This window comes from Sphingomonas sp. 7/4-4, assembly GCF_027941955.1.
Classification (GTDB): Bacteria; Pseudomonadota; Alphaproteobacteria; order Sphingomonadales; family Sphingomonadaceae; genus Sphingomonas.
In genome coordinates this window covers 3,960,031-3,979,509 of sequence record NZ_CP115960.1, presented here as the reverse complement: position 1 = coordinate 3,979,509, position 19,479 = coordinate 3,960,031, and the positions used below count along the sequence as shown (strand labels likewise).

Below are 19,479 nucleotides of genomic sequence, written 5' to 3'. Positions count from 1 at the left end.
ATGGACAGTCAGGGACATCGCGACTTCCTCGGCATCGGCTGGCGGTTCCCGGTCGCCACCGATCCTGCCACCGGCGATATCGCGCTGTCGGCTTATGGCCGCGACATCAAGGAAGCGATCCGCATCATTCTGCAAACCGCGCGCGGCGAACGTGTGATGCGGCCGCGATTCGGCTGCGGCATCCACGATTTCGTGTTCGAGGAGATGAGCACCACGACGCTTTACGCAGTCGAGCAGGCGGTGCGCGATGCGCTCAATACCTATGAGCCACGGATCGAACTGCTGAGCGTCAAGGTCGATCCTATGGGCGCGCTCGACGGTCTGTTGTTGGTCGGGATCGACTATCGCGTCCGCCGCACCAACCAGACCGACAACCTCGTCTATCCGTTCTACTTCAAGGAGAGCGGCACGCCATGAGCGAGAAGCTGGACGGCCGCAGCCAGGAAATGGTCCGCGCGCAACTGGTGCGCCGGGCGACGGCGTTGCTCGGCCCCGATGGCGCGCCGGTCGAGCCGGGCACGATCGAGGCTGCGCTGATCGGCGCCGCGGCGCGGATGTTCGAGGAAGTCACGCGGCGGCTCGACAAGGTGCCCGAGAAACAGGCCGACAATTTCTACGCGGCGATGGGGATCGGGCGTGATCCGGCTCTTCCGGCGCGCGTGCCGGTGGCGCTCAAGCTGAGCGATACCGCACCCGGTGGGCTGGTCGCACCGGCGCGCACGAAATTGATGGCCGATACCGGCACGACTCCGACCATTTTCGAAATCGAAAGCGGCATCGCCCTGGTTCGCGGCAAGGTTGCGGCGCTGACCGCCGCCGATCTGAGCGCAGACGCGATCTATCTGGCGCCATCGGGCGTGGTGACCCCGGTGCTGCCCGCCCCCGCCGTGGTGACGCGCAACGTTCGCAGCGCAGCGGGCTCCGGCGCGACGATGGTCCAGGTGGATCCCGTCCTGGGGCTCGTTAAGGGCATGACGATCTGCTTCACCGCGGACGGCACGCCGGAATATGACATCACCGAGGTCAAGAACGACGTCGTCAGCTTCACGCCGGCGCTCGCCGGGACGATCGCCAAGGGCGACCAATTGTTCGTGGTCGATCGCTTCGTGCCGTTCGCCGGCTCGCGCAACCGGCAGGACCACGCGCTCTACCTCAGCCACCCGACGATGCTCGATGTCGCCGGTGCATTGACCATCACCGTTGCTGGAGTCGAGCCGGGCCAGGCAATGACCTGGGAATGGTTCGGGCCGGGCGCCGACGGCGCACCCGCCGGCTGGCAGGCATTCGAGGCCCGTTTCGATACCGATCACTGGGCACTGGAGAAGCCCGAGGGCAAGCCCGAGAAGACGATCGTCGATGGGCGCAACGCGCTGTGGATTCGCGGACGGCTCGACGGCAGCTCGGCCGGCTCCTCCCTCGCGACCGACATCACCATGGCGGTGTCGAGCGGCGGATTATGCTCGATGGAGCATGATCGGCGCTGCGCCCCTGCGAGCGGGACCGAGCTGCCCGCGGTCGAATATGACGCAGTCGCGGTCACCACACCAGTCGTCCCCAACAAGCCCTATTACCCCTTCGGCCGCGAGCCGCGTCTGTACGACGCCTTCTACGTCGGCTGCGCCGAAGCCTTCGGGAAAGCCGGCGCCGAGGTCAGCCTGTGCCTGTCGCTGGGGGCGCGTCGCTCGAGCGGATCGTCGCGGCGGCGGGGGCGGTTTGACCTATATGTTCGGCCTCGGCACCGATCACCAGCTCTATGCGGCACGGTTCGGCTTCGGCATGCCGAGCTTCTCGGTCGTGCCCGGGCCGCGCGACGGCGATCGGCCCGCCGAACTGCCTGACCAGCCGCATCTGTCGGCGCGGATCGACAGCGAATGGGTGCGGATCGCGATCGGCGGGATCGGCGCGGTCTATCTCGCCGAATTTCCGATCGGCACGCCGTTGGTCGAAGGCGCGGTCAGATGGACGAAACTGGCAGCCGCGCCCGAGGATGCCGCGGTGCCGGTCGGCGCGGTGATTGCCGCAAACATCTTCGAAGGATCGATCCATGCCATGGTCGGCACGCGGCTGCAGAGCTGGCGCAGCCGTGCCTTCGAGCTCCAGCCCCCGAAGACGCCTATGACCTGATCCCGGTCCAGGGCCGCGACGCCGCGCTGCTGATCGTCGACGAAGGCGGCCAGTGGCGCGTCCGCGTCAAGCAGGGCGCCGTCGCCGACCCCTTCGACTTCGCGCTGCTCGACCCGGACGAACTGCCCGCCTCCGGCCGCGCCGCCTGCGCACCGCCCGGCGACAGCTTCGATCGCTTCCACATCGCCGGCTATGACGATGCGGCGCCGGCGGACGGCGAGGCAGAATCTGCAATTGGTCACGCTCGACTCCGGCGGTGCCGGCGAGGTCGTCGAGGTCGGCACTTGCCCGCCTTTGCCGATCACCTTCGAGCCGCCGGTCGAGGACGACGGCGCACCGGTGATCGCGATCGCGACCGCGACGCCTGTCCGCTTCATCCGCCGCGGCGACGATTTCGAGGCTACCTATGGAATCGAAGCGATCGGCGACAGCACCAATCCGGTCCGCCAGATCGTCTTCGCCGGGGATCGCGCGATGACCCAGCATTGGGATCGCGGCCTGCTCTATCGTGCCGCGCCGGGCGACCAGCTGAACCAGCCGATCAAGGTCACCGGCACACAGCGCCAGGTCGCCGATGGTCGCGACGTCCCCGCCGGGGCGATCTATTTCGTCGACGCGGACGAGGACAATGGCGGCGGCTATCTGATCGCCGATGGCAGCGGCGACCGACTGCTGCTGCCCTTGACCCCGGATGGGACGGCGTCGGGCGTGACGCGCAGCGGGTCGTTCTTCAAAAAAGGCACCGAAACCGGCACGATCGCCGAAAACGGCGGGCTGATCACGCTCACCGATCAATCGGGCCATGTCAGCACGGCGCAGCACGCAGTCGATCTGTTCCTGAGCATCGCCGGCCAGCCGCTCGGCATCTGGCACCTGCGCTATGACGACGATGACGCTGCCTGGAAGCTGCCGGCCGACTCGCCGGATCTGCCGGCACATACCGGCCTGGCCTATCAATTGCTCGATCTGATCGCCGACGCCGATCTGAAGTTGCAGGATTACTTCCAGCTCCAGCCGTCCGACGCGCTGGACCTGTCGCAATTGCTCACAACGGTGTCGTTACGGTCGTTCTACAGCGACTTCGCCGTCACGCGCGTAGAGTATTTCGGCAACTTCCCGGCAATCCGGCTCGACCACGCCCTGATCGACGACGAAACCGCGGTGCTGACTGTGGCGGCAGGCGGCTGGACCGCATTGGGGCCCAGCGATCCGGCCAATCCGGCCCTGTCCTGGGAATATTGGAACGGCGCGTCGTGGTGGGCACTCGATACCGACGCGTTCGATTTCTCCGACCGCACCGCCAACCTGCAGATAAGTCAGGGAATCTTCTTCAAGGCCCCGGCGAACCTGACCGAGACCGAAGTCGGTGGACGCAAGAATCTGTGGATCCGGGCGCGCCTCGTCGGGGGCGATTACGGCGAGGCAAAGGTCACTGTCACCTCGGAAGTGAAAGGCACTAAGACCGAGCAGAGCGTGACACGCGACCTGAGCGCGATCCGTGCCCCCTACATAATCAGCCTGAAGATCAATTATTGCGTGACCGAGCCGGTCAAGCCGGCGATCGTCGTCACCGCCGACAATCTCGGCATGATCGATCAGACCAACGCCAATGACGCCGGCCTGCCGGTGACGATCTTTCCGACCGTCGCCGAAGCGCTCGCCCCGCAGGCAGCGGCCGCGCCGGACTTCAATTCGATCCCGGATTGTTGCCGTGAAATGCCCGACACAGACACGATAGCGCCGGGCACTGGCCCCGAGCCGGCTTCCGCGGCCTCGCGCGCGGTGCTGATCGGGTTCGACCAGCCGATCGACCAGTCGCCGTTGTCGCTGTTCGTCGATGCGGTCGCGCATGGCGGCGACTGGGCGATTGAAGCGGCGATGTTCCGCGCCGGAGGGTTCTGGACCGCGCGCGTGCTGAGCGACGGTAGCAGCGGCCTGGGCGAGAGCGGGGTGATCGCGATCGAGGTGGCGCAACCACCCGATCGCATTGTCCTGTTCGGGACCAGCGCCTATTGGCTACGCCTGACGCCGAAGGGCGACGCGACTGCCTGGTCGCCCCGGTTGCGCGGAGTCTATCTGAACGGCGTCGTCGCCGCGTCGGTCGAGACTCGCACGATCGAGACGATCGGCACCTCGTCGGGGGCACCCGATCAGCAATTCCGGTTGTTCGCTACTCCGATTGATCCCGATAGCCTGATCCTTCGCGTGGCCGAACCTGTTGGCGAGGACGAGGCGCTCGCGCTCGGCGCCGCCTCCGATGTCGCCGGCATGCCCGGTCCGTGGGTCGCCTGGACGCGGGTCGACGAATTCCCCGTCGAGGGCAGCACCGCTCCGGCCCGGCTGTTCACGACCGACGCGGAGCGCGGCATTGTCGGCTTCGGTAACGGCCGCAACGCATTGGTGCCGCCGATGGGCAGCGCGGTGCTTGCGCTTGCCTATCAGCGCGTCGCCGGAGCGTCCGCCAATGCAGTGAGCGCTGGGGACAAGCTGCAGCTGGTCTCGCCGATCGCCGGGATCGACCGGGTGACGGCGCTCGACGGCGCGGCGGGGGTGCCGATGTCGAAGCCCCTGAAAGAGCGCGGGCCCGTGCACCGGCCAAGCTTGCCAATGACGGCCGCATCGTGACGCTCGCCGATATCGAGAACCATGTCCTCGCGCGCGACCCGACCATCGCCCAGGCGCGGGCGGAGAACCGCCACGGCGGCACCCGGCTGGTCGTCGTCGGAGCCGGCGCACGGCTGATCCCGCCGCCCTCGGCGCGCAAGGCGATCGTGCGTGCGCTGGAGGCGGTCGCCAGTTTCGGAGTCCGCACGCGGCTGACGGTGGTCGGCCCCCGGTTGCTGCCGATCGGAGTGGCGCTGACCGTCGAGCCTGACCCCGGAGTGGATTTCGTTGGTATCGAGGAAGCAGCGGCAGCGGCGATCCTCGCTTTGTGCGACCATGAGACCGGCGGATTCCAGGGCCGGGGATGGCCGGTTGGCAGGCTGCCGACAATCGACGATATCGCCGCCGCACTCGCCCCGCTCAGTGATCGCGCTGTGATCAGCGACATCGCGATCGGCCGGTCCGACCCGCATCAGGCGATGCCGGATCCCTTCCCCGGCGACGTGCTGATCCGGATCGAGCGCGCGGACATCATGGTTCGCGCTTACGGGGAGGCCGCGGCATGATCCCGCTCGCGCCCAATCTTGACGATATCGATTTCGATGGCCTGCTTGCCGCCGCGCGCGCGCGGCTCCCGGCATTGGCGCCCCAATGGACCGATTATAATTATCACGATCCCGGCATCATGCTGGTCGAGCTGCTGGCGTGGCTGGCCGACAGCCAGATCTATTCGCTCGCGCGCAACCGCCAGGACGAGCAAGCGGCGATGGCGCGTCTGCTCGGCGTGTCGGCGCGCGGCGCGGTGCCGGCCCAGGGCATGCTGTTTCCGGCCGATGCACCTGATACGATCCATCGAGTCATCGCCGGATCGGTGCTCAAGCCGGTCCGTGAGGCGGTGCCCCGGCTCGAAGCCGCCGCCGACATGGATGTGCTGCCCGTCGAGATCAGCCGCGTCGCGACCGACTATCCAGACGGTCATCGCGACGATCACACTGCAGTCAATGCCCGTGCCCGCGCGACGTTCGCGCCTTTCGGGGAAGACGGCGACGGCACACTGCGGATCGAATTGTCCCGGCTGCCGGGAATCGCCTGGCCCGCGGCCACGCCGTTGCTGCTCTCGATCGGCGTCGAGGTCGACGGTGCCGGACCCGCGCAACCGCCGCAGCGCGACGGCCGCGTCCATGCCCACGACGCAGCAGGCCGCACACTCGACCGGCGCCTCGACAGCACCTTCGGGCTCCAGCGCAGCGGTGTCATCATCGTTGTGATCGATCCCGCCACGTTCGGCGACGCGATCGTGTTGCGCCCGGGACACGACTACGCTTTGTCGCCGCGGCTGGTGCGAGTCTCGGCCAACGCGCTGCCGGTCGCCCAGCGCGCGACGATCGCGCTGCCGGTCTATCGCGGCAACGACCGGCCGGGCCAGACCATCTCGGTGACGCCAGGCGACCTGTTCCTCGCCGACGAACTGGTTGAGGAGCGGACATGGCGGATCAGCGACGCGGAAGACGCGGTTGCCGTCATCACGCTCGACGCGGCCATGTCACGCTGGACCCCGGGCCGGCTCGACCCCGCCGGCCCCGACGACCGCCGCTTCAGTGTCGCCGAGCGGGCCGATGGCAGCAGTATCCGGCTGCGCTTCGGCAACGGGATCAATGGCCGCACACCTGCACCTGAAGAGACAATCGCGGTCACACTGACGCTGAGCTGCGGCTCGGGCGGCGATGTCCGCCACCCCGTCGATTGGCTGCTCGACGGCCAGCGCACGATGTGGCGCAATCGGACACCGATCGAGGGTGGCCAGAATGCCCAGTCGGTTGGCACCACGCTGGCCGCGGTGCGGACCGGACTCGCCAGCAACCGTGTGCTCGCCACCGCCCGAGAGATCGAAGACGCGGCATTGGCGCTCGATCCCGCGCTCGCAATGGTCCGCGCGACGGTGATCGAAGGCTGGGAGCCAAACCGCGCGCAGCCGGCGATTGCGGCGACGCGGACCTTGATCGTCGGCCACCGCTTCGCCGGGCGGGAGACGCAGGACTGGCTGGCACGGATTCGGCGCGCGGTCGTCCCCCGCATCGCGATCGGCGAACGGCTGGTGATCGCGGCCCCGTCCTATCGTCCGTTCACCGCCGCGGTGACGCTCCGGCTGGCGCCGGGTGCCGATCGCGCCGATGTCGCCAAACGCGTCCGGGCGATGCTGACGGGCCGTTTCGACACCGCCAAAGCGGCCTGGCCGCTCGGCCGCGACGTTGACGCGGAGGCGATGGCCGGCTGGATCCGGCGTGTCGAAGGCGTGGGTGGAGATGTCGAGGTCCGGCTGACTGCCGCGGGAGGAATCGCCGGGCGGATTCCGGTGGGCAAAGGCGAATTGCCCCAGCTCGTCGCGCCCGCCGAGATCACGATCATGGAGGGCCCGCGATGACCGACGGCGACAGCTATCGTTTCGCGACGCCCGAGCAATGGAGCCGCTGGCTGACGGTGGCGATCCCCGAGCGCGGCGACCTGCGGCCGGACGACGGCGTGGAGGTCATGCGCCTGTCCGGACCGGTGACGGGATTCGCCGCGGCGCCCGACGGCGGGTTGCTGTGGGTCGGCGCAGACGGCGCGCTCCGGGCCAATGGCGATTGCGCCGGGCCGCTGCTCGGCGAGGTGCGGCGGCTGGTGCCCGGCCGGCGTGTGACCTGGGTACTCGACGATACCGGGTTGCAGCGGTTCGACGCAGCCACCCTGCAGCGGCTGGGGACCGTTCATCTCGCCGGCGTGCGGGATATTGCCGGAGCGGCGCATGACGGGCTCTGGGTGATGACCGGCCACGGCCTGGTCCATCTCGACGCCGGCGGGCGTATCCTGGGCGGGCCAACCCCGATCCCGTCAGCCGACCGGATCGCCGCACACGGCACGACCATTGCCTTGCTCGATATCGCATCCGGCACGCTCACCCTGCTTCCGTCGGGGGCTGCGGCGCTGACCGTCGACCTGCGCGTGATCCTCGGCAGCGATGCGCCGACCTTCGCGGCGAACACCCTGTCCTCGGCATCGTCGGGCTTTTGCCTGGCGGGCGAGTGGAACGGCGAACCCGGCTTCCTGTTGCTCGACGATGCCGGCGAGCCGTCGCGCTGGGGTATCTGGGCCGGGCCGGCCCCGTCGCGTTCGCCTGCGCCGGCGACGATCTGATCGCGCTCTTCGACACCGGCAGCATCTGGACCGTGCGCCGGTTCGCCGGGGAGCTGCCGCGGGCGGCAGGATGTGGCTGAGCCCGGCGCTCGAAAGCGACACGCTGGACGGCAAATGGCTGCGCGCCGATATGCGCGCACTGCTGCCCGAAGGCGCGACGCTCGGCCTGCGTTGGGCGGCGAGCCGAAGCGCTTCGATGCGCAACGCCGCCCACATCATCGCCACCGACGAGACCAGGCTGAAGGGCGATCGCATCCGCGATCTCGACCGTCGGCTCGATTGGTCGCCGCTGCGCCGCAGCTTCGTCGGTGTCGCGCGCAACGGCGACCCGGTGGTCGAGGATTTCAGCTTCCCGCTCGACGAGGTCGATGGCAGCTTCCTGTGGCTCGAACTGACGCTCGACGGCAACAGCATCCCCGGACAACCAGGCATCGCGCCACGGATCGACCTGGTGTCCGTGGTCCACGATTCACCGGGGCTGATCGATTATCTGCCCGCCGTCTTCCGTGGCCCCGATGGCGATCAGGACCACACATTGTCGCGTCTGCTGGCGGTGTTCGAAGCGGTCAGTCAGGGAATCGATGGCGAGATCGGCGCACTCGCCGACCGGCTCGATCCGGCGCGGACCGAGGCGCGCTGGCTTCCCGATCTCGCCGCGTTGCTCGGGCTGCCGTTCGATGCGACGCTTGCCCAGGACGCCCAGCGCCGTTTGGTGGTCGCCGCCCCCGCATTGCTCGCCGGCCGCGGCACCCGCCGTGGGGTGCTCGCCCTGCTGCGGGCGGTGCTCGGCGACCGCGGCTATCGCGTGGTCGATCGCAGCGAGGAATTCGCGCCGGTGACGCTGGGCGGCGATGGGCTGGCCGGATCGCGGCTGCCGGGGTTCCTGAACGGACCGTCGATCCGCACGCCGATGCTGAGCGCGCGGCTGGTACTCGGCCGAACCGCCTTGTGCCCACCCGATCCGGACCGGCCCGAGCAGGTCACGCGCGGCACCGAACTCCTCGTCGAGATTCCCGCGACCGGCCGGGAGCAGCGTCGCTGGGGCAACGCGATCGAGCGGATGATCGCCGAGATGGTGCCCGCCGGCGTGCGGCTTCGCGTCCGCTGGATCGACCTGAACATTGCGGCGTCCGGCGACCTGCCGATGATCGCCGACCCCAATCGCCCGCTCGCATTGGGCGATCCGCGTCCGCTCGGCACCGCCAGCCTGGGCGGCGACCGCGCGCCCAGGCTCCGCGAGGGCGGCGTGCCGATCGCCGGAGCCCTGTCATGAAATCGAAGGAGGAAAAAGTCATGCGCTGCGAAACGCCAGCACCAAGGACTGCGACGCGGTGCGGCCCGTGCAGCCCGTCCGAACGAAACCGCTATTTCCGCGGCAAGAAATTGACCGTCGCCGATTTCGAGCTCGAGCAGGATTATCTGATCGAGCGACGGCGGCTGATCAACCGCACGATGCTCGGCTGGGGCGTCGCCGAGGGGTTCGCGATCATTCCCGGCGAAGCGGGAATCACGGTCGGCCCCGGAATGGCGTTCGATGCGCGCGGCCGCGAGCTCGTCGCTTGCGAGCCGGTCGACCTGACCGCGCCGGATGACCTGCTGTGGCTGATCCGAGGGAATGCGGCTGGACCGCAGGCGAGCACCCCTCCGAGCCCGAGGACGACAAGCGGGAGAAGGGCGAGAAGGACTACACAGAGGAGACGGAACAGCATCGCCGCTACCTGCTCCGCGCCCATTACGCCGAAGCATGGATCGACGGCATCCGTGTTGAAGACGGTTGCGGCGATACGCGCTGCGAAGGCAATCACGTCTGCGAGACGGTGGTCTATTCGCTGACGCCGAACTGCACCCACGGACTGCCCGATTGCCAATGTGCATGCGAGCCCTCTGAGTCCGAGAAGGGCGAGCCGCGCTGGTCGCACGAACCCTCGCCGGACGGCGATCCGCATATCGCTGCGGTCCACGATCGCGGCCCGCACGACCAACTGGTCGACTGGAGTCTCGCCCGGCACGATCCGCATCTGTGCGCACGGCCGCGGCTGACGAAGGTCGGTCATCTCCATGTGGCGCTCGACGACGGCGTGCCGATCGCCTGCGTCGCCATCGCCTTCGCCTGCGGCAAACCGCATATCGCCGCGCCGATCGACGATCATCGCGCACGCCGCCTGGCCTATCCCAACAATAGTTTGTTCGACCTGATCCGCGGTTGCGATCTGACCCGGATACAGGATGTCGGCTGGTCCCGCTGGCTGCCGCACAGTCATCGCCGAGTGCCGTTCGACCGCTTCGCGGCGATGTTCGTCGCGCCGCCGCGTGCCCCCGCCGGCCCCAAGACCAAGAGGGGCAGGACGCTTCGCCCGCCGGTCGACACCAAATTCTGGGTCAGCTTCTCGGGCCCGGTCCAGACCAATTCGCTGACTCCCGACGTGCTGGCGATGACGATCGTCCAGCGCGACGCCAACGAGGACGTCGGAACGATGTACCGCGTGCCGGTCGCCGCAGTCGCGGTTGCCGATCCGAGCCCCGGCGATCCCGCCGGCACGACGCGCGCGTTCCGCCCGCTGGTCGCCGCGCGATTCTGGGAAGGCGAGATCAACCCCGACAACAGTTCGGGGTTCGAAGGCGATACCATGGTCGAGATCGAGGTCCGTACCGGCTTCATCGTCGATGCGCGCGGTCAGGAAGTCGCCGGCGGCGGCCGCTATGTGCCGACCGACGGTTGCACGCCGGGCGGCCGTTATCTCAGCAGCTTCGTGGTGCTGGCGGAGGATGATGCAGTCGAAACCGCCGAACCCGACGAGACGGCCACGCCCGACACGAAAGATCCCATCAAATCGGCGGCATCGCAGCCGCCGCAGGAGGCCTGACCATGTCCCACGATTGCAGCTGCCACGGCACCGAAGACCGCCTGGCGACGACCGTCATCGGCCAGATCGAACGCCCGCTCTACGCACCCGGTCTGATCCTCCAGGATTCAGACCTGACCGCGGCGGTCGACTATACCCGCGAACTCAACCGCCTGCTGTTCCGGACCTTGTTCGGATGCGGCGTCATCTGCGGACTGCGCGTCGGCATCCGCGAGGATTGCGGACTGACTGTCACCATTGCCCCGGGCCTCGCGCTCGACGGCTGCGGCGATCCGCTTCATCTGGCGGGCCCGGCGGCGGTCAAGCTCGACGAGCGCACCGGCGTGCTGAGCCCGACGGGCACGAAGGACCCGCCGAAGCGCACGGAATTCTGGATCCTGGCCTGCGGCACGGAACGCCGCTGCGCGCCGCGCTCGCTGGTCTGCGACGATTCGCTCGACGATATCCGCCAGGCAACGCGCGCGCGGCGCCACCGAGATCTCGATCACGTTCGACCCGCCCGACTGCGCTTGCGCCTTCAGCTCCGACGCCTTGCCGAGCGACAGCGCCGAGCGCGAGGCGCTGGCCAAACGGCTGATGCCGATCGCCGAAGCCGCTTCCGCGCCTGCGCCCAAGGGCACCAAGGATACCGATCAACCGAAACCGGCCGGGAACCAGGCACCCGCGCCCCAGGCTACCGCCGACTGCCCGCCCGATTGCGGGTGCGGATCGGCCTGCGAGTGCGGTTGCTGCGTGCTGCTCGGCTGGGCGCGCTGGACCGAGGATGACGGCTGGGTGGTGCTGCACAAGGGCGTGCGGCGGTTCGTCCGGCCGCAATTGATCGAAGATCCGATCGACGATCGGGTTTCGACCGGGTCCTGACCCCAGCCGGCGCCGCCGGCGGCGGGCCAGAGAGACGAAGGCGTGGAGCGAGCCGCCAAAGCCATCAAGAGCCTGCCCGCGCCGACCCCGGCGCGGGCGCCGGTGCGCCCGCATCCCGCCGCCCCGGTGAGCGCCGCGGCGGCGCTGCAGAGCCGGATCGGCGCGAGCGGTGTGCACAAGATGCTGGCCGGCCACGCTCACCCCGCCCGCGCCAGGCGGGCGGCTGGGTCGACGCATCACGAATCCGGCAGTACCGCGAGCCCCGCCCATAGCGGGGGCAAGAAAGGCCAGGGTGCCCACAAGAAGGACGCCGTCGAACTCGACGCCAAGGCCAAGGCGCCCGCGCCGGTCGAGGGCGGCGGACCGGAAGGCGGCGGAGGCGGCGAGCAGGCCGCCGAGGCCAAGGTCAAGCTGCACATCCCCGAACCGCCGACCAAGCCGTCCAAGGCGACGATGGGCCGGATCGCGGGAGTCAAGGAGCGCGCCGGCGGCACCGCTACCGCGCAGGCCACCCTGCCCGATGCCGCGAACCAGGTGGGCGACGCGCAAAAGGCAGTGACTCCGCCCGATGCCGAGCGACTGGCCGAGGCGCGCGCGCAGCTGATTGCCCAGGTCAATGCCGCGCCCAGCCCCGCGATCGTCAAATTGTGCGAGCGCATCCGCCAGGTGATCCGCGACAAGCGCCCCCTGACGAGGACGCGCTGCTCGAGGCGGAACCCGACAAGGCGGCCGCCGAGGCGGGCAGCGAACTCAACGCGACCGTCCAGGGCGAAAGCAAGAAGGTCGAGGACAATTACCAATCGCTGCAGACTCCGGGCGCGACGCCCCCGGCGACACCCGCGCCGCCGCTGACGCCGCAGCCCGCCGCCGCGCAGACCGCGCCGCTCAACGCCAAGTCGGCGACGCCCGATGCCGTGCCTGCCGACAACGTCTCGCTCGACAAGGATGCCGAGGAGGCGCGCAAGAAAGCCGATGCCGCGGGCATGAACAAGCCGGCCGCGGCACTGGTCCAGAGCGGCCCGGTCGCCGAGACGCGTGCCGCGCAAGGCGAGCTCGACGATCTCGCCAAGACCGATCCCGGCAAGGTGGTGGCCGAACAGAAGGAAGCCCTCGCCAAGGCCAATGCCGATATGGGCGCACTCCAGTTGCGCGCGCTGGCCGCGCTGACCGCCGAGCGCGGCGGGACCGCTGGGCAGGCCACCGAACACAAAAAGGGGATGGTCGGCAGCGAGGCGCAGATGCGCGCGCAGGCAGGCACCGATGCCAAGGCCGCGTTCGACGAGGCGCAGGGGCTGGTCAAGGACCTGCTCAAGGATCTCGTCCCCAACGCGATGCAGAAATGGGAGACCGCCAAGGCTTCCCTGACCACCCAATTCAAGGCCGACCTCAAGATCGTCCAGGATCGCGTGGACGACCGCCATTCGGGCGCGTCGGGCTTCGTCGTCGGGCTGTGGGACGCAGTCACCGGCCTTCCCGGCTGGGCGACCGAGGCCTATGACAAGGCGGAGAAAAGTTTCGCCGACGGCGTGATCGCCAAGCTCACCGAGATCTCGACCGAAGTCGATGCCATCATCAAGGCGTGCGAGGCGCTGATCAAGAAAGCCCGCGATCGCATCGCCGAGATTTTCGGCGCGCTGCCGGCGTCGCTCAAGGAATGGGCGACGGGCGAACAGGCCAAGTTCGACGGTCAGCTCGACAAGCTCGGCCAGGAAGTCCACGCCACCCAGGAATCGTTCAACAAGGATCTGGCCGGCCGCGCTTCGCAGGCAGTCGACGAGGTCCGCACCGAGATCGCCGAGCTGCGCAAGAAGGCCGGCGGGCTGGTCGGCCGGATCGTCGACGCGGTCGGCCGGTTCCTCGACGATCCGGTCAAGTTCATCATCGAGGGGCTGCTCGAACTGCTCGGCATCTCGCCGCCGGCATTCTGGGCGGTGATCGCCAAGATCAAGAAGGTCGCCAAGGACATCGTCGACGACCCGATGGGGTTCGCGAACAATCTGATGGCGGGGATCGGCCAGGGGTTCAGCCAGTTCTTCGACAATTTCCCCGCGCACATGCTGCGCGGCTTCCTGTCCTGGCTGCTCGGCGATCTCAAGGACGTCCAGATCCCCAAGGACCTGTCGCTCAAGAGCATCATCACGTTCTTCCTGCAGATCATGGGCATCACCTGGCCCAACATCCGCAAGATCATCGCCAAGAAGATCGGCGAGAAGAATGTCGCGCTGATCGAGAAGGTCTGGTCGCTCGTCTCGGTGCTGATGGACAAGGGTCCCGAAGGCATCTTCGAGATGATCAAGGAGAAGCTCGACCCCCAGGCGATCGTCGATCAGGTCGTCCAGATGGCGGTCGAATATATGGTCACCGCCATCGCCAAGCAGGTCGCGATCCGGATCGCGTTGCTGTTCAATCCCGCCGGCGCGATCCTGCAGGCAATCGAGGCGATCTATCGCGTGCTCAAATGGGTGTTCCAGAACGCCGCGCGCATCTTCACGCTGATCGAGACGATCGTGAACGGGCTGGCCGACATCATCGCCGGCAATATCGGCGGCTTCGCCAATGCGGTCGAAAAGGGCCTCGAGATGCTGATCGCCCCGGTCCTGGGGTTCATCGCCGACTATTTCAGCCTGGGTGATCTGCCCAAGATGGTCGCCAAGCAGATCAAGGGATTCCGCGTTTGGATCCTGGGGATGATCGAAAAGGCGTTCGACTGGCTGATCGAGAAAGGCAAATCGCTGCTCGCCGCGCTCGGGATCGGTGGGAAAAAGGACAAGGATAAAGACAAGGCGACCGCGCAGATCGGCGAAGACATCCCATTCGAAGCAGATGGCGAGGAACATCACTTGTGGGTGGAGGGCGGTGGCGCCGAACCCGAGATCATGGTCGCGAGCAACACCGAACCGCTCGCGCAGTTCCTCCGCAGCGAGGCAGTGAAGGCCGCCGCGGCGGCGAACCCCAAGGTGCCCGGCCTGGTCGGTACGGCAAAGGCGGACCTGGCCAATGTCCGCACCGAAGCGCGCAAGGCCCGCAAGAAGGTCGAACAGGGCGAGGATGCGACCGCGGCGGAAGCGGCCGTCAAGGCGGCGGAACAGGTGCTGGCGCAAAGCGTCCGCCAGATCATGCGGGCGGTTGCTGCGCGGGGCAAGCCGTTCGCCGGGCTGCACGGAGTCGTCAAACTGGGATCAAGCGCGCATCCCAACAAGCCGCGCGAGTCCCACCACGTCCCGGCGCAGGGCTTCGCCAGAGCGATGAACGAACTTTACGGCAACGTGGCTGCCGGGCTCCGCCGCGCACCCTGGAACGAGAATGAGAAAGCGCGCGAGCTGGCGCGCGACATGGAGGAGCGGCAGAGGAAATCGATCCGCTCATCTCCGGCAGCTGCGACATGCTGAGCGCGATCTCGCTGTCGCACAAGGTCCATATGGGCGGCGCGCACAACGTCAAGTCGTCAAGAATACTCCAGGCGCTGGCCGACGGAGACGAAGGCGAGGCGATTATGGGTGCGAAATTGAAGGCGAAGAATAGCGAGCGACTGTTCTTCTCGGTCAATCCCAGGCGCCCGGGCTGGAGGTCGTTCATCGCCGACGTCTATCGCCAGATCACCGACGCCGAGACCGACAGCAGCGCACCGCGCGATGCGAAGCGTGGGTCCCGTCTGCTGCTCGTCGACGCACGGGCGAAGGCGGCGGCGCTCGAAAATGAATTCCTGGATATCGAAGAGCGCCAGAAGGGTTTCATCACGCGTAATTTCCGCACCAAGTTCAACCTGCTGACCAATGAAGCCGTCCGCCAGGCCTATGTCAGCGGGTCGAGCGTCGTGAAACAGGCGATGAAGACCGCGCGCGAGGGCACGGCCGACGAACAGGAGGCCGCAATGAACGATCTGCAGAGTGCCTATGTCAGCAGCTGGGACCCGTTCGATCGGCCGGTATGAGCATTGGAGAGACACGAATGCGCGAAATCGAAGACTGGACGGCGACAGCCGAAGCGCTCGCAAGCAAGGTTGAGCAGATCGACGACATGATCCTCGCCACGGTCGAACCTGCGCGTCGCGAGGCGCTGGCGCGCGCGGGGTTTCCCGCGCTGCTTCCGCTCTGGCGATCCGATGTGCTGATCTTCGGGCTGGTCGCCTGGCCTGGTCGGCCGGTCACCGAATGGACTGGCGTGGTCGTAAGCGAGGGCCAGGCGCTGACGCTCGCCGCGACGGCGCGGCATTTGCTGCCCATGTTCATTCTGACCCACATCATCCTGGATGATGCGGAACTCGTCGGGCGGCTCAAGCAAGGTTGGCCCGCATTGCGCGGCCCGCTCGAGGCGCTCCATCGCCATCTCGGCGGCGAGGACCTCACGGCGCTCGAATGGGCGCTCGGGCAGGAGGCCTTGCTGGACCTGGTCGCCGCCCGCAGTCGGGACCCGGCGGCGTATGAAGAAGCCGCGAGCCGGTTGGCACGAAGGTTCAATCCCACCGCCGAATTCATTGCCTTTGCCGACTGGCTCGACGCCGTCATCCGTGGGGAAGACGACCCGCCGGTCCGGAGCGAGCCGCTCGGGCCATGGCGAAGGCTGGCGATCGCGCTCGCCTATCAGCACTTCTGGCGGGCGAGCCCGCCGCCCGCAGGGTCGGCGTCGATCCGGCGCGACCTGATCGAAAGCTTCAGCGGGATCGATTCGGGGGCGCCGCGCATGAAGAGCTGGGGCCTTTGGACGCGGATCGGTTCGGGCGAAAGCACATTGCTCTCGCTGGCCGGCACGCTGTCCGGTTCCGGCGGCCCGAAGGACGAGATCGATACCGGGCTGGCCCGCGCGATCGAGGCAGGCGGTATGGATTATGACGGCGTTGCTCACGCCGAAGCGACGGCAGTGCTTGCCGAAGGGAGCGATCCCATTCGCGGCTGGGGAACGCTGAACACCGCGGCGTGGTGGATGGCACGGCAATTTGGCGAGATGCCCCCGGCAATCGCCGACGGTGTGAAATTGCTGACCACGGAACAGAATTGGCCCGACCTTCGCTGGGTGGTCGAACATAATCTGGGGCACCAGTTATGAATCTCGATGAGCAGCTTTGGCGTACATCCGATGGGATGCGGCACTTCATTCTTCCAGACGTCGCCACCCGCCCGCCTGGCCCCCTGGTTATTCGTTCCCTCGCGGGCGACGAAGCGGCGGTCGATCCCGACTGGCTCGGGCGATACGAAGTCACCGAAAACGAAGCGCATGCCTGGGCGAAACAGGAATTCGGCATCGCGCTCGGCGAGATCCGGCGCCGGATCGACGCCAAGCTCGGGCGGATGCGGGCTTCGCTTGATGCCGCGAAACGGACGCCGGCGCGGCCCGAACACGACGTAGCCCCGGATGCGCTGCCCGCCTTGCTGTCGCTGGCCAAGGCGCTGCCGCGTGCGATCCTCGACGGGTTGTCGGGTGATCCAGCGCGCGTGACCAACGCCCATGACGCGCTAGACGGCATCGGACAGCGGCTCAATCATGCGGGGATCGCGGTCGGCGATCGGCTGTCGGTCTTCCCCGACCGCCTCGCCGGGTTGCGTGCAGAAATCGGGCGATCCCGCGCGGGAGCCAGCCCCCGTCACCGAACGATCAAGGTGAAGATCGACGCTAGACCGCCATCCGGCTGGGCTGCATCGGTCGACTGTCGGTGCGCATCCGCCGCATCAATTGGCCGCGCGTGGCCAGTCCGAATTTGCCGAGGATCGAATGGACGTGGTGCTTGACGGTCGACTCGCTCAGGCCGAGTTCGCGCGCCACTTCCTTGTTCGACAACGCCTGGGCGACCAGGTGCGCGACTTCGTCCTCGCGCCGCGTGAGGTGGCCACCCTCTTCGGGGACCGCGACCGGCCCGTTGCGGAACAGCGCGCGCATCATCGAGGCGGCGATCTCCGGAGAACAGGTGAGCCGGCCCGCGACGGCATCACACAGCATCGCGTGGAGCCGCTCGAGCCCGTCCTCGCGCCGTACATAGCAAGTGAAGCCGGCGCTGCCGTGCGCGACCACTTCGGCCTCCTTCTCGCGCAGGCCGAGCGCCAGCAGCGGGAGGCCCGGATGATCGCGGCGGAATGCGCGCACCGCGTCGAGATCGAGGCCCTGGGTGGTGTCGACCACCACGAGATCGAACAGCGATGCCCCCAGCGTCGCGCGGCGTAGTTCGTCGAACTCCCGCACCAGCTTGATATCGAGCGAGGCGTCGCGCGCGCACAACGACTGGGCGACGGCTTCGCCCAATAATCGCACGAGACTGACGATTGCGATGCGCACGTTTTCCCCTTCGAACCCGGTCGAAAAGTTGCCAGAATCTAAGCTGAACGGGGTCTCGGGTGTGCGCCCGAATCGAGCCCCATTTCTCGGCGGACCATTCTACAGTCAAAGGGCGTATGATGTAAATCAGTCGGCTCGATAAAAGAGATAACCGTTTGTGCCGGCACGAACAAAAACACTCTGACAGCAAATAGGCCTAGACTTAATATATCAATCAGAGAACCGCCAAGGGTCTGGCGCCGTGACGATCTTAATGGCTTCCCTCGGCTGCCCTCGCCACGCCGACGACAATTACGAGGTCGCGTTCGATGAAGGCTGGATGAGGGTCGCGCTTAACGGTCGCCCCAACGGCAACTTCCAGAATTTGAACGAATTTCCCGATCCCCCGGGGCTAGGTGGAGGGTCTCACGGCAAACGAACCTCCGCGGGCCACATCGCCGGAGTGGCGTGCGCCTGGGCTGTGAGCACGAGTTCGGCGGCGAGCAGCGCACCCTCCTGGTCCTGCGCGATCGAGGTGCGCTCGACGAGGTCGGTCACGAATTGCGGGCCGAAAGGAAGCGGAACCCTGGAGCAATCAAGATAGCGCGTGCCCTTTCGGTCCGCGAGGAACAGGTGATTGCCGCCAGGCCGCCCGGCGATATCGACATATTTGCGCAGCTCGATGAATCCCTCGGTCCCGAGGATGAACAGGCGGCCGTCGCCCCAGGTGGGAAGTCCGTCGGGCGTGAACCAGTCGACCCGGACATAGCCGGTACCGCCGTCGCCGTTCAGCATCATGTCGCCGAAATCATTGAACGCGGGATGCTCCGGATGGCCGAAATTGCCGGTCTGCGAGGCGACCACGCGCGCGCGCTTGCTGCCCGTCAGATAGACGAACTGGTCGGCCTGGTGGCTGCCCACATCGGTGAGGATGCCGCCGTTGCGCGCCGGATCCCAGAACCATTCGGGCCGGGTCGGCGCGGCGAGCCGGTGCGGCGCGAGATTGACGGTCTGGAGGACCCGCCCGATCGCGCCGTCATGGACGAGCTGGCCCGCCATCACCGCGGCGGGAACCTCGAGCCGTTCCGAATACATGATGCCGTATTTGCGGCCGGTCTCCTTGATAGCGCGGCGCACGTCGGCCAGCTGCGCAAGCGTGGTCACCGCCGCCTTGTCGCTCAGATAATCCTTGCCCGCGCGCATCACCCGGATACCGAGCGGTGCGCGCAGATTCGGGATCGCCGCGCTGCAGACCAGCTTGATACTCCGGTCCGCGAGAATCTCCTCCTGCGAGCGCGCCAGCTTCACGCCAGGGTAGCGCTTCTGGAACATCGCGATCTGTTTGGGATCGGTGGCATGGAAGCTGGTCAGCACGCCGCCGCCGCGGATCACTGCGTCGGTGATGCCATAGATGTGGTTGTGATCCAGTCCGATCACTGCGAAGGGCAGGCGGTATTTCGCCTCCGGTGCGGGCCGTGCCTGCGCGGTTTCGGTCGGCGCATCGCCGCGAGTGACGGACTGGGCGAGCGCGTCGGCAGTGAAGCCGGCGGCAGCGCCGGCGGACAGCAGGCCGAGGACCTGGCGACGGCTGGATTCGGTCACGAGTTTT

Annotated in this window: 17 protein-coding genes; 14 read left to right on the top strand and 3 right to left on the bottom strand. The window is 67.5% G+C overall.

What is annotated here, in order from left to right:
* The 9 genes from PIB19_RS20370 (at nucleotide 1) to PIB19_RS20335 (ending at nucleotide 10,766) form a co-directional block, all read left to right on the top strand.
* Nucleotides 1-417 (top strand): GPW/gp25 family protein, encoded by a 417-nt coding sequence (locus PIB19_RS20370; protein WP_271238803.1) that lies wholly within the window; start codon nucleotides 1-3, stop codon nucleotides 415-417.
* Complete coding sequence (locus tag PIB19_RS20365; RefSeq protein ID WP_271238802.1) at nucleotides 414-1,838, top strand: hypothetical protein; 1,425 nt, start codon at nucleotides 414-416, stop codon at nucleotides 1,836-1,838. Before PIB19_RS20370 ends, PIB19_RS20365 begins: the two co-directional genes overlap by 4 nt.
* On the top strand, nucleotides 1,777-2,124 hold the full coding sequence (locus PIB19_RS20360; RefSeq protein ID WP_271238801.1) for a hypothetical protein: 348 nt from the start codon (nucleotides 1,777-1,779) through the stop codon (nucleotides 2,122-2,124). The genes PIB19_RS20365 and PIB19_RS20360 overlap by 62 nt, the downstream gene beginning before the upstream one ends.
* A 198-nt stretch (nucleotides 2,125-2,322) precedes the next feature.
* Entirely contained in the window at nucleotides 2,323-4,749 is a 2,427-nt protein-coding gene (locus PIB19_RS23285) for a hypothetical protein (RefSeq protein ID WP_336297206.1), read from the top strand.
* The gene (locus PIB19_RS20355) at nucleotides 4,746-5,294 is read left to right on the top strand and encodes a hypothetical protein (RefSeq protein WP_336297205.1); all 549 of its coding nucleotides are present in this window, start codon (nucleotides 4,746-4,748) and stop codon (nucleotides 5,292-5,294) included. The genes PIB19_RS23285 and PIB19_RS20355 overlap by 4 nt, the downstream gene beginning before the upstream one ends.
* Nucleotides 5,291-7,150 carry a hypothetical protein gene (locus PIB19_RS20350; protein WP_271238800.1) on the top strand — a complete coding sequence of 620 codons (1,860 nt, stop codon included), beginning with the start codon at nucleotides 5,291-5,293 and terminating at the stop codon, nucleotides 7,148-7,150. The genes PIB19_RS20355 and PIB19_RS20350 overlap by 4 nt, the downstream gene beginning before the upstream one ends.
* Nucleotides 7,147-7,902, top strand: coding sequence for a hypothetical protein (locus PIB19_RS20345; RefSeq protein ID WP_271238799.1), 756 nt, complete (start codon nucleotides 7,147-7,149; stop codon nucleotides 7,900-7,902). Before PIB19_RS20350 ends, PIB19_RS20345 begins: the two co-directional genes overlap by 4 nt.
* 70 nt (nucleotides 7,903-7,972) lie before the next feature.
* Nucleotides 7,973-9,175, top strand: coding sequence for a phage tail protein (locus PIB19_RS20340; RefSeq protein ID WP_271238798.1), 1,203 nt, complete (start codon nucleotides 7,973-7,975; stop codon nucleotides 9,173-9,175).
* Between the two features lie 325 nt (nucleotides 9,176-9,500).
* Complete coding sequence (locus PIB19_RS20335; RefSeq protein WP_271238797.1) at nucleotides 9,501-10,766, top strand: hypothetical protein; 1,266 nt, start codon at nucleotides 9,501-9,503, stop codon at nucleotides 10,764-10,766.
* A gap of 107 nt (nucleotides 10,767-10,873) precedes the next feature.
* On the opposite strand, the gene PIB19_RS20330 is transcribed toward PIB19_RS20335, so the two are convergent.
* On the bottom strand, nucleotides 10,874-11,335 hold the full coding sequence (locus PIB19_RS20330) for a hypothetical protein (protein WP_271238796.1): 462 nt from the start codon (nucleotides 11,333-11,335) through the stop codon (nucleotides 10,874-10,876).
* A gap of 7 nt (nucleotides 11,336-11,342) precedes the next feature.
* Between PIB19_RS20330 and PIB19_RS20325 the strand changes: the two genes are divergently transcribed.
* From PIB19_RS20325 to PIB19_RS20305, 5 genes are all read left to right on the top strand, one after another.
* Nucleotides 11,343-11,627: a hypothetical protein gene (locus tag PIB19_RS20325; RefSeq protein WP_271238795.1), complete on the top strand. Its 285-nt coding sequence runs from the start codon at nucleotides 11,343-11,345 to the stop codon at nucleotides 11,625-11,627.
* 647 nt (nucleotides 11,628-12,274) lie between these two features.
* Nucleotides 12,275-15,016, top strand: a complete 2,742-nt coding sequence (locus tag PIB19_RS20320) for a phage tail protein (protein WP_271238794.1) — start codon at nucleotides 12,275-12,277, stop codon at nucleotides 15,014-15,016.
* Nucleotides 15,010-15,558: a hypothetical protein gene (locus tag PIB19_RS20315; RefSeq protein WP_271238793.1), complete on the top strand. Its 549-nt coding sequence runs from the start codon at nucleotides 15,010-15,012 to the stop codon at nucleotides 15,556-15,558. Before PIB19_RS20320 ends, PIB19_RS20315 begins: the two co-directional genes overlap by 7 nt.
* 17 nt (nucleotides 15,559-15,575) lie before the next feature.
* Nucleotides 15,576-16,670 carry a hypothetical protein gene (locus PIB19_RS20310; protein ID WP_271238792.1) on the top strand — a complete coding sequence of 365 codons (1,095 nt, stop codon included), beginning with the start codon at nucleotides 15,576-15,578 and terminating at the stop codon, nucleotides 16,668-16,670.
* Nucleotides 16,667-17,350 (top strand): hypothetical protein, encoded by a 684-nt coding sequence (locus tag PIB19_RS20305; protein ID WP_271238791.1) that lies wholly within the window; start codon nucleotides 16,667-16,669, stop codon nucleotides 17,348-17,350. Before PIB19_RS20310 ends, PIB19_RS20305 begins: the two co-directional genes overlap by 4 nt.
* Here the strand turns inward: PIB19_RS20305 and PIB19_RS20300 are convergent.
* Both PIB19_RS20300 and PIB19_RS20295 read right to left on the bottom strand, forming a co-directional pair.
* Nucleotides 17,235-17,891, bottom strand: coding sequence for a response regulator transcription factor (locus PIB19_RS20300; protein WP_271238790.1), 657 nt, complete (start codon nucleotides 17,889-17,891; stop codon nucleotides 17,235-17,237). The two genes, PIB19_RS20305 and PIB19_RS20300, sit on opposite strands and share 116 nt — an antisense overlap.
* Nucleotides 17,892-18,296: 405 nt before the next feature.
* A complete protein-coding gene (locus PIB19_RS20295) occupies nucleotides 18,297-19,472 on the bottom strand; it encodes a Gfo/Idh/MocA family protein (protein ID WP_271238789.1) in 1,176 nt (391 codons plus the stop codon).
* Nucleotides 19,473-19,479: the final 7 nt, after the last annotated feature.